This window comes from Butyrivibrio sp. TB (assembly GCF_900110805.1).
GTDB lineage: Bacteria > Bacillota > Clostridia > Lachnospirales > Lachnospiraceae > Butyrivibrio > Butyrivibrio fibrisolvens_C.
The window spans coordinates 1-11071 of the sequence record NZ_FOER01000046.1 but is presented as its reverse complement, the minus strand read 5'-3'; the positions used below and the strand labels follow the sequence as shown (position 1 = coordinate 11071).

Here is an 11071-nt window from a genome sequence, read left to right as displayed (position 1 = left end):
ATCCACTCTTTCTGATTTTCGAGAATGGTCTTGTATTTAGCAATAACTGTTCGTACACAAGATACTGTCATCTGAGAACGGAGATTGTAAGTCTCTCGTACTTGATAATAAGTATTTTCCTGTACACTGTAACGGCTAAGTTTACGAGTTCTATATATGTATTCAGATACATAATTACAGGCATCAGAATAAGCCTTCATTGTATCGCAGAGAATCTGCTTATCTGAAGGATTAACTAAAATCTGAAGTTTTGCTGTAATTGTCTGTTCCATATAAAACACCTACTTTCTTCACCAAAAACATTATATTATTTATTTTGGCGAAGAACAATAATATTTAGAAAGAAAATGCGTTGCTAAAACGGGCATTCCTCCCACCACTCAAGAGTAGTGGGCTTCCTGCCCTGCGACGCTTGTGAAATGTTTTTACTCAAAAAGCTTTTACTCAAATGCACATCGGTAAATTTGTTATAAAAGAATCACCAGAATTTATCAAGCCTGTTCGAGTCCTTTTTTGTTTACATGATATAATAAATACGTAACACTTTTTATCTAATCCAACAACTCTTAATTAAAATGGGATCAGCATTGTGAAAGTCTTAAAGAATGAGCTTTTTGATGAATTCAAATGCCTTGCAGGGGAGTGCCCCGAGACCTGCTGCTATGGCTGGCGCATAATAGTTGATGATAAGACTAAGGAAAGGATTCTTGAAAAGGACGGTATCTGGGGAAAATGTCTTAGATTAAGTCTGTCAGGTCCTGACAAGAACTACTTCAACTATGACAGCGGAAGTTGTATATTCCATGGAATGAGTGGTCTATGCAACATCCAAAAAAAGCTTGGCGCAGAATACATGCCCGAAATCTGCCGCAAATACCCTCGCGAGATCAGAAATTACGGAACATTTGCCACCATGAATCTGGATCTTTCATGCATTCATGTTAGTGATATGCTCCTGTCAAGAGACAAGAGACCTTCTCTTATAGAATGCGATGAAGAGATAGAACGCGTACGGCACGGCAGCAATGACGATCCCCAGTTTGAAGAGATAGTTCTTACTTCGCAAAAAGAGCTCATACAGATGCTCAACGTAAAGCCTCAGTTTATCTATGATCCTGTTACTATGGACAGGATTCTCCACAGCCTTTTGGCTTATTGCCAGTATGCACAGGATACTGTTCTGGAGCATAAAGATATGAAGCTTACCAAAGATGATGGGCGGCCTTTATATTTCTATGAACTATGCAAGACAGACGATATGCCTGATGCCGGAAGGTCATATTTTCCCCTTCCTATAATGGCTCTTAACAGACTTATCAATACCCAGTTTGATATGCAGGATTCCAGGCCATTCTCTATGATCAACAGAACTATAGAGTGGTATCATCACAAGTTTGACCTAAAAACAGAGATCGAGGGTCAGAAGGTCTGGAAATCCATGGTCACAGATTTTATAAGAGAAGATCCTACAAGGATGGAAGCACTCTTACGGTATCTTCAATATGATGTCCAGCAGTGCTACGGCGAGATATATGAAAACTATAGTTTTGTTCATTTTGCTGTATCTGCTATCATGCATGTGAATATGTTCCTGTTCCTGATGGTCAATTATAACAGGAGAAAAAAATTAACGCCCCAGAAGATGGCAGCTCTTCTGTCAGCCTACGAACGGGCAGCCTGCCATAACCTTGGACTTCAAAAAGATATGTATGCAATTGTCTGCGACTATCTTCCAGTGCAGACATTGGATCTAAAGCAAAACTAAACTAAAAGGCTCCCCATACAATCTATCCGATTGCGGGGAGTCTTAATAATCAGATTCATCTACGTATCTATATCAGTCCAGATGCGCCATCATGTACTCAACAAGTCTTGCACAGTCCTTGGCAGCCTTGGCCTCAAACTCAGGATACTCAACCTCTGCAGATCCGTCAGCCTTGTCTGAAATAGCTCTGATGATAACGAAAGGAACCTTATTAAGGTAAGAAGCCTGAGCGATGGCAGCTCCTTCCATCTCTGTACACAGAGCTCCAAATTCCTTCAAAGGCTCTTTGGAAACGCCGCCACCTATGAACTGATCTCCGCTTATAACGCGTCCTTCGAAGATGCCAAGGTCAGGATCTGCTGCCTTGATAGCTTCTTTGGCCTTATTCCTTAACCACTCATCAGCAGGGAACTCAAGTCTTCCCATCTGCGGAACTTCACCCTTCTTGTATCCAAAGATCGTTGCATCTACGTCGTGATAGCAGGCATCTGTAGAAAGAACTATGTCTCCTATATTGATCCTTGCATCCATGGATCCTGCAACACCTGTATTGATGATATGGGTAACCTTGAACTCATCTACAAGAATCTGTACACAGATACCGGCATTGACCTTGGCAATACCGCTTCTTACTACAACTACGTCAGTATCTCCGATCTTACCTTCAAAAAAGTCCATTGACGCGCGAGACAGAGTCCTTGCTATAGTCATGTCCTTTTTTAATGTTGCAACTTCAACATCCATTGCACCTATAATACCAATTTTATAAGCCATCAGTGTCTCCTTTTACTATGTCAAAAAAATCAAATACTCCAGTGAATCAGTACATCATCCGATATATCGTCTTTGTATCGGTACTTGATCAGCCTTTATAATATCTCAGCAAAAAAGCTCATTACATTTAGGTGGTGGGAATTAACTCACTCAGGATATACGAGTCTGTCATCCTTGATATCGTAGAGTGTATTCTCAAGATATCTGCGTGCAAGGAAGTTGGCCATAGGAAGATTCTGATCAAGGTAGTTGCCGCAGTCTCTTGCAGCTGCTCCAGGGATGTCTCCCTCAAAATCTCTTACAAATTCAAACATTCTGGTCACAAGGGATACGATATCCTTACTTGTAAGATCACCTGCCATTACAAGATAAAAGCCTGTCCTGCATCCCATAGGTCCAAAATAGATAACTCTGTCCTTGTACTCAGGATCATTTCTTAAAAATGTAGCTCCAAGATGTTCTATGGTATGTATCTCTGCTGTATTCATGACAGGCTCTCTGTTAGGAGCTGTCATCCTAAGGTCAAAAGTTGTGATCGTCTCTGCTCCGACTTTATCTTTCCTTGAAACATAAACTCCGGGCATAAGGTCTAAATGATTAACTGTAAAACTTGCTATCTTCTCCATTATATCTCTCCATCTTTCCGTTTAAAGGGTCATTACAAACATTATTAGTTTCTTTTTCAGCATACAGTTTATCATACCTATAGTGGCAAGAAAAGGTCATCATCACTTTTGCAGTTGACACGCTCTATGAATTCCAATAACATTAATTGCGGTAGGAGTAGCGCTTTTGGCGCAGCGCAGCGGCAGGACTAAAAGGCCTTGTCGTGGATAGGCGCAGGGAAGAGACAGCGCAGTGGCTTTATGGCTAAAGCACCCGCGATCTGTCTCTTTCACATTTTAGGGGATAATTTTGAAAATGACGTTAAAAGAGCTGTGCAATGAGCTTTCAATTTCAGAAGCAACGGGTAAGAACTGGCTTAGACTTGGCAAGATCAAAGCCGATCTTTCTGACTCTATAGAGCCATCTTTTTCAAAAGAATATGTTGCATCAATCAAAAATGATATAGCCTCCGGCAGGATACAGGCGCTAAATAGTCGCCGCAACAAGAAGTTCGTATCAGGATCTTTTTTCTATAATTCTTATGTTCCAAAAGACTGCGATTGTCTTCCTAAAATCAGGGATCTTTCAGATTATCTGACAAGTAATGAAATCATATTATCAGGGGCTGATATATGCTGCATTCTTGCATATTATGCGGTGCAGCTTTTTCATGATGCCTTTGGCGAAGAAGTCTTCGATGAATACGTAGAAGAACTTATAGATGAACTGGCATTTTCTTATAAGATTTCTGATACGTTACCTTATAAAAAATCTGATTCTACTTTCGATACAGATAAGACAATAAATGATACCTCTGAACCTTCATCTTACAAAGGAATATTAAAAAATCTTAAGGATCGCCATCCATACCTTGTATCACTAAGTTTCAAATATGAGCCGGGAGTTGATACTCTCGGTCTTCTATACATGTCTTTAAGAGATATAGGTAGCAGGAAGAATGCAGGCTCTTACTATACTCCAACTGATATTGTCAGAAAGTCCATTGACAACTTGCATATAGAATCCTGCTATGAAGACAATGATCCTAATAATGACGTGCCCTTTAAGGATGCGTCAAAAGATCTTACGATCCTCGATCCCTGCTGTGGTAGCGGGAACTTTCTGATACAGCTTCCTGATGATATAGAGTGTCAGAATATATACGGCTGCGATATAGATCCTATCTGTGTCTGCATAGCAAGGATAGGTCTTGCACTTAGATACGGCGCTGCGTACATCCCTGTTATCAAGAAGAACATAAGATGTGGCAACTTTCTTTCTGATAAGACCTGTGATCTGTTCGAAGATGAGTCTTTTGCCCCGGATTATATTATAGGCAATCCGCCATGGGGATATGATTTTGGCGAATCAGAAAATAAGCTTTATAAGAAAACATACAAAACCGCCTGCGGCAAATCTGTTGAGTCATTTGCTATATTTACAGAGAAGGCGCTTCTGACTTTGAAAAAAGGTGGCAAGCTTTCATTTGTACTCCCTGAAGCAGCTCTTACAGTAAAGATCCATAAGGCTCTTAGAAAGCTTATAATATCCTGCTGTAATATTACTTACCTTGCATATCTTGGTAATGTATTTAGTAATGTAGCTTGTCCTTGTGTAATACTGCAGCTATTAAAGACAGGCGATTCTATTAATACAAAAGGTATGATAGTGGAAGATCTCTCAGGATCAAAAGCTTCCTGGGAATGCTCATCTTCTTTTGCCATAAATTCTAATAGAAAAGTATCTGCTGATAGTCTAAGCTTCTACTGCAATGATGAGGAATACTCTATTCTAGAAGCTATGCACTCTCCGGATCGTGTATATCTTAAAGATAATGCGATATTCGCTCTGGGGATAGTCACGGGCGGTAATGAAAGATTCATAATAGACAGGATTGACGGTGCACGTGGGAACAGTATTGGAAGAAGAACGCCGTTATCTTCTTACGATATAAATGATTCAAATAATATAGATCATAAATACGCAAATATACCGGATGGCTACGAGGTAGTCCTTAAGGGAAGCGATATCTCAAGATATCACATATCAGTTCCTGACAGATTCATAAAGTTTGATCCGCAAAGCTTCCAGCAGGTTGCAGATGAAGATGTCTACAGGCAGCCAGAGAAGCTTGTGTACCGCTTCATCAACAGGGATCTGATATTTGCCTATGACAAGGAAGGTATGGTATCTCTTAATAGCTGCAATATACTAATACCAAAGTTGCCGGGGCTTGATATCAAATATATACTGGCTGTTCTCAACTCATCACCGGCAGGCTTTTATTATAAGAAGAGTTTTAATTCTGTCAAAGTTCTAAGATCTCACCTTGAACAGATACCGATCCCTGTTGTAAGCAAAGATGAACAGGCCAAGATCATAGAGCTTGTGGATAGGATCATGGATTCACAAATGCATGATCCTCCGATATCGTGTGCTGATGCTCACTTTGATATTACTAACATGTCTGAATATGAAGAACTCGACCGCCTGATCGCATCTGCATATGGCCTTAGCAGTTCTCAGTATGGCTGTATTCATGGTAAAATCATGTATGAGTCATAATTCTTTTATATGGAAGTTTTGTTAACCAGATTATTTGAGGTGTATATGGACAATAATTTTAATTTAGAAGCTAGTGTTATATCCGATGATATCAAGGTCAAAAAGGGGCGCTTTGCATACAATATATCAGCCTTTGGCCTGTTTTTATTTGGTATAATCTCAACCTTTTTCCAAATAATAATGCAGATCGCACTTATAATCCTCTCAAAAGGCGATCCGTCGATCGCATCTTCTGACTGGGCTAATTATGTCCTCATTCTGATCCCTATGTATGTGATCGCTTTTCCGCTTACTATGCTCTTTTTCAGGATTGCTCCCAAAGCTCCTTTTGACAAAAAGAAGATACCTGTATCAAAGCTGATATCATACTTTGTGATGATGATACCTCTAACTTTACTTCTGAATATTTTTAGTATACTGCTTGCTTCTGCCCTTTCTGACGGATCTGCCACCAACCCTCTTAATGACCTGGTTACAGAAGTCAATATCTGGCAGATAGGAACTGTAGTCGTACTGGCTCCAATCGTTGAAGAGATGATATTCAGAAAATTCGTGATAGACAGAACAAGGCAATACGGGGAGATGCTCTCTCTTATCTTTTCAGCACTATGCTTTAGCCTCTTTCATATGAATATCTTCCAGATCTTCTATGCATTTGCACTTGGACTTCTGCTGGCATACATCTACATCCGCTCCGGCAACATCAGATATACTATCGGACTTCATATGGCTTTTAATTTCTGGGGATCTGTGATACCTCTTACGATAGGATCCCTTGTCTCTGACGAGGTGCTAAGTAGCCTGCAGTCAAGTGACGCTGCTACTGTTATACAGACATTATCACCTGAGCAGATATCAGGGATCGCTATATATGGAATGTATATACTGGCTGAGCTTATCTTATTTATAGCCGGCATCATTTTATGGATCAAATCTTTTGCCAAAAAAGAATTCCGCATAGAACAAGCTTCCATGGAGCTTCCAAAAGGAAGAAGGTTCAAGACAGCCTTTGTTACTATCGGATTTGGATTCTTCCTGGCACTATGTCTGTACGGAACGATCACAACGTTTTTATCATGAACTGATACTTCCCACTTGGTCGGTGCAGTATCAGTATTATTTTGTAAAACAGCAAGAGGTTTACCTATGAAAAATATACGCGGTAATGCAGACAGCTCTGCCATTAATAGACTATTGGTGGAAGCTTCTGATAATAATATTAATAGCAGTGCACCAGTGGATGCAAAATCGCAAAACGGTCCTTCGCCGGATACCAAGGACACTACTTCTAAGAAAAAACGTCATAAGAAAAAGAACAAAGTCGGCACTCCTGAGCAAAAGCTGGAGAAGGAGCGCTTTGGCAAGGCTGTTGCTTATATAGAGAGAATGGATCCTTCGCAGATAATAATGCAGGATGAAGAGCTTATAGATGATCTGTCAAAAGAACTTGTTAATTTCTTTAAAACTCAGAAGGTTACATACTTCAAGTCAGAAGCTCCCATTACAGCAGACAACTACTCAGTATTTCTGGATCAGCTTGAGAAGAAGAGCATGAGCATCCTTCTAAGCAGACATCTTAGAAATGCTCTCTACGGCAAAATGGAGGATAAGATAATCGCATCCTCCAAAGAGGTCAGCGATTATATAGATTCCTGCACTACGCCAAAGCAATCTCTGCGTATCAGAAAGCTTATTAAAGCACGTGTTTACAACAGGGTCATGGATCCTTGCTATAACATGATAAGTGCTCCTTACAGTATCAAAGATATAAGGGATATGCTGTGGTACAATCCAAGATATCACGACTTTGAAGAAGCCAAAAGGCAAGAAGAATCTGCTGCAGAGCTTCTGACTGCAAATATACTAAAAGAAATACCTGACTACTATCCGGATCTATATCCTGCTGCAAGGAGGATGAAAAGGCACTTCATCCTGCATATAGGTCCTACAAACTCCGGTAAGACCTATGATTCCATACAGGCTCTTGAAAGAGCTGCTGTCGGCATATACCTGGGGCCTTTGCGCCTTCTGGCTCATGAAGTATACGAAAAGCTCACAGCAGATGGGGTACCATGCCGCATGAAGACAGGTGAAGAGGATATATGTCCTGATATACGGGATCATCAGGCATCTACCATCGAGATGCTGGACACCGCCAAACACTACAACGTAGCTGTCATAGACGAGATACAGATGATAGCTGACAGGCAGCGCGGTCGCATGTGGACAGCTGCAATACTAGGTGTATGTGCAGATGAGGTACACCTGTGCGGCGCCCCTGAAGGCAGAGATATCGCCATCAAGCTCATTGAAGACTGCGGAGATTCTTATGAAGTCATAACCCACGAAAGGGCTACTCAGCTGGTTGTTGAAAAGGATCACTTCTCCTTCCCGGATGATGTTCAGAACAAGGATGCTCTTATCGTTTTTTCCAAAAGGAATGTGCTTGCATGCGCTGCTGAACTTCAGGGTATAGGGATATCATGCAGTATCATCTATGGCGCTCTTCCATATGATGTAAGAAAAGAAGAAGTCAGGAAGTTCACAGATGGTGAGACAAGCGTGGTTGTAGCTACAGATGCTATCGGAATGGGCATGAACCTGCCTATAAGAAGAGTTGTATTCCTTGAATCCGAGAAGTTCGATGGTGTGACCAAGCGCCCGCTTAGAACCGAGGAAATCCTACAGATAGGCGGTAGAGCCGGAAGACGAGGGCTATATGATATAGGCTACGTCAATGCAGAGTTTCGTAAAAATCTCATAAGAAACGCTTTCAAATCTGCTCCTGAGCCTATAGAGAAGGTGGCTCTCCCCTTCCCTGAATCACTCCTTGGCCTTGATGGAAGTCTGTCGGATATTTTCACAAGATGGGGGGCTATACAGCAAAAAAACGATGCTTTCAATCAGACAGACTTGTCTGTGGAGATCAAGCTCTGCCGCTTCCTTGAGCAGAAAACTGATGACAAGGAGCTTATATATAAGTTCATCACTATGCCTTTTGATGAAGACAACATCAACCTTTTTATGATATGGGAAGAGATGGCTGACTGCGAGATAGAGCATGATATCTTCGATTACAGGAGGTTCATTCCGGAGGTTTTGAATACTTCCTACAATGCAGAAGACTTATCATTCCTTGAAGAGAACTACCAGGTATGCGATCTTCTGTGCTACTATCTGACGCGTTTCGGTCTGCCTGAAGAGTATGAAGAGGTGAGCGAGGCACGGTCTGATATTGCGGTGAAGATCATGGAGGTTCTGTCCAAACAGGAGCTTGTAAAGAGGAAGTGCCGAAGCTGCGGCAAGCAGATCAAGTGGAACTCCCCCTATAACATCTGCTCCGAATGCTACGAAAAGCATATGCGCTCACCCTTCTACGGGGGATATTGAGGGGCATATGACCCCCAAAAAACGGGAGGATGGTGGAGGTGGTCTGCTGCTGGGCTTTTGGGCGCGCGGGGGTAGATTATAGATCTTTTTCGCGCCATTGAAAGTGTTGTAATTCAAGGCATGCTATACAATGGTTTATATTCTGTGGTCTGAAACTCGCTGCGCTCAGACATGCAGACCACGAGAAGAATATAAACCCTTGTCTAGCACGCTCTTGAATTAGACAACACTTTCAAAAGGCGCGAAAAAGATCTATAATCTACCCCCGCGCGCCCAAAAGCTTGCAGCAGACCACCTCCACCATCCTCCCTTTGCAAGCTTCACGGTATATGCCTTGTGTTGTGATTGAAGGGATTCGCTTAAGCAAAAATAGTCCAATTTATATAAATATTTGATATATCACCTTTTTAAATCAAGTTCTTGTTTACCAGAAAAATATTTATAAATGATTAAATATTGTTACATAAACTGGCGTTGTATATATTTTCGATATCGTTTATTATATTTTTACGCGTTATTATTTCTTTTATTATCTTGATTTTATTGTTTATACTGCATGTTGCGAAACACTGGGGAATATGTATAGGATGCGCTTATACATAACGTTATCTAAGATGAGGTTTTTATGGGAGAAAATTCTGTTAGGACTTTGATGGTCTATTATTCGTTTGAGGGGAATGTCGAATATGTCGCTACTAAGGTTAAGGAGTATCTTGGCGCTGATATAGAACGCCTTATTCCTGATACCGAGCCGCCAAGGAAGGGACTTGGCAAGTTCCTTGCAGGGGGGCATTCTGCTCTTTTTAATAAACTTCCAAATCTTGAAAGTCTCAAATATAATGTAAGTGACTACGATCAGCTCATAATAGCTTCGCCTGTATGGGCTGGTACTTATGCGCCTTCTATTGGAGCTTTCCTTCGTGACAACAAGATCCAGGGCAAGCGTATATATCTCATCGCTTCATCTGCCAGCGGCAATGCTGAGAAGATGCTTCTAAAGCTTGAGGATGCTCTTATTGGTAACAATGTTGTTGAGACTCTATCACTTCAGAATCCTTTAAAGAATACAGCTGATACCGATTCACAGATTCAGAACTTCTGTCACAGGATCAGCAACTGATCATTGGCAAGATTATATGACGCAGTAGATAAATTCATAGACAAGTGATCTGATCAAATATGAATGAGACAGTACACTAATATTAAGACATATAGCGAACGGCATCGATGGGGTAACATCGATGCCGTTCTTCGTTAGGGGTTAAGTGATTGGTGTTGTAACTATGACACTACAAAATGTAAGTCCTATAGATGTCGTAAGAAGACCAAAGTATGCGATGCATAAGAAGTCACGTCTTCTCCCAAGCTGTCTTAACTTGATGTCTTGTCATAAGTTACATAGGGATGATATATGGTAAAATCCGGATCGGGTAAAATCCGAATATATACCCTTAATGGGTTCTTGTATACTAATAGTATACTATTACAACTTTTTTAAAAAATCAAGAATTATAAAATCAAAAATTAGATTTTACAAAATGTAGTATTTTACAATATTTTGTGTTTTCGCTTATTTCCTTCGAAAACTATATTACATTATTTGAAACAGTTTGTCTAGTAAATATTTCAAAATGACAGTGTAAATTTACTGTAGGATTTAATGGGTTAAAGGAACCTTGATATGCCTTTGCCTTGTTGGCATCATAAGAATAAGCGAAATTTCATCCGCTCATTTTAGGCTATCATCATGAAGTTTGAGTGTCAATAATAGTCCACTTTCCATCGTACTAAACTAATGTAATTGCTACCGTACGCCACCCTTGACCGAACCCGACAGAAACGCTGCTTGGCTTTGCCGACGGTGAAGATGATAAGAACAGCTAATACTTCCCACCGTCGGGGACAACATCGTAGCGTTTCTGTCAGAACCCATCAAGGGCAAGCCCTGCTACGCAGGATGGCTGGTTATAT

The 11071-nt window shown here is 40.8% G+C and carries 7 protein-coding genes and 1 pseudogene; 5 read left to right on the top strand and 3 right to left on the bottom strand.

Annotated elements, in window-relative coordinates; all coding sequences use genetic code 11:
• Nucleotides 1-272 (bottom strand): annotated as a pseudogene (locus tag BMX21_RS18790) (RNA-guided endonuclease TnpB family protein); the annotation flags it as partial.
• A 317-nt stretch (nucleotides 273-589) separates the two neighbouring features.
• Between BMX21_RS18790 and fliB the strand changes: the two are divergent.
• Nucleotides 590-1765, top strand: a complete 1176-nt coding sequence (gene fliB, locus BMX21_RS18785) for a flagellin lysine-N-methylase (RefSeq protein WP_092046992.1) — start codon at nucleotides 590-592, stop codon at nucleotides 1763-1765.
• Nucleotides 1766-1837: 72 nt separating this feature from the next.
• Here fliB and BMX21_RS18780 read toward each other — a convergent pair whose 3' ends face one another.
• Together BMX21_RS18780 and BMX21_RS18775 are read right to left on the bottom strand one after the other, a co-directional pair.
• Nucleotides 1838-2539 (bottom strand): 5'-methylthioadenosine/adenosylhomocysteine nucleosidase, encoded by a 702-nt coding sequence (locus BMX21_RS18780; protein WP_022754666.1) that lies wholly within the window; start codon nucleotides 2537-2539, stop codon nucleotides 1838-1840.
• 146 nt (nucleotides 2540-2685) lie between these two features.
• Nucleotides 2686-3165, bottom strand: a complete 480-nt coding sequence (locus BMX21_RS18775) for an S-ribosylhomocysteine lyase (RefSeq protein WP_022754667.1) — start codon at nucleotides 3163-3165, stop codon at nucleotides 2686-2688.
• Between the two features lie 295 nt (nucleotides 3166-3460).
• Between BMX21_RS18775 and BMX21_RS18770 the strand changes: the two genes are divergently transcribed.
• From BMX21_RS18770 to BMX21_RS18755, 4 genes are all read left to right on the top strand, one after another.
• Nucleotides 3461-5710: a TaqI-like C-terminal specificity domain-containing protein gene (locus BMX21_RS18770; RefSeq protein ID WP_092046989.1), complete on the top strand. Its 2250-nt coding sequence runs from the start codon at nucleotides 3461-3463 to the stop codon at nucleotides 5708-5710.
• A gap of 45 nt (nucleotides 5711-5755) precedes the next feature.
• Nucleotides 5756-6790: a CPBP family intramembrane glutamic endopeptidase gene (locus tag BMX21_RS18765; RefSeq protein WP_177174118.1), complete on the top strand. Its 1035-nt coding sequence runs from the start codon at nucleotides 5756-5758 to the stop codon at nucleotides 6788-6790.
• A 66-nt stretch (nucleotides 6791-6856) separates the two neighbouring features.
• On the top strand, nucleotides 6857-9100 hold the full coding sequence (locus BMX21_RS18760; RefSeq protein ID WP_092046983.1) for a helicase-related protein: 2244 nt from the start codon (nucleotides 6857-6859) through the stop codon (nucleotides 9098-9100).
• Nucleotides 9101-9725: 625 nt separating this feature from the next.
• On the top strand, nucleotides 9726-10220 hold the full coding sequence (locus BMX21_RS18755; protein ID WP_092046980.1) for a flavodoxin family protein: 495 nt from the start codon (nucleotides 9726-9728) through the stop codon (nucleotides 10218-10220).
• The last annotated feature ends 851 nt before the right edge of the window (nucleotides 10221-11071 follow it).

Bases quoted from the DNA above. Each gene is read 5' to 3' on its own strand.
- BMX21_RS18775 (WP_022754667.1), bottom strand. From the start codon at position 3,165: ATGGAGAAGATAGCAAGTTTTACAGTTAATCATTTAGACCTTATGCCC.
- BMX21_RS18770 (WP_092046989.1), top strand. From the start codon at position 3,461: ATGACGTTAAAAGAGCTGTGCAATGAGCTTTCAATTTCAGAAGCAACG.
- BMX21_RS18765 (WP_177174118.1), top strand. From the start codon at position 5,756: ATGGACAATAATTTTAATTTAGAAGCTAGTGTTATATCCGATGATATC.
- BMX21_RS18755 (WP_092046980.1), top strand. From the start codon at position 9,726: ATGGGAGAAAATTCTGTTAGGACTTTGATGGTCTATTATTCGTTTGAG.
- BMX21_RS18780 (WP_022754666.1), bottom strand. From the start codon at position 2,539: ATGGCTTATAAAATTGGTATTATAGGTGCAATGGATGTTGAAGTTGCA.
- BMX21_RS18760 (WP_092046983.1), top strand. From the start codon at position 6,857: ATGAAAAATATACGCGGTAATGCAGACAGCTCTGCCATTAATAGACTA.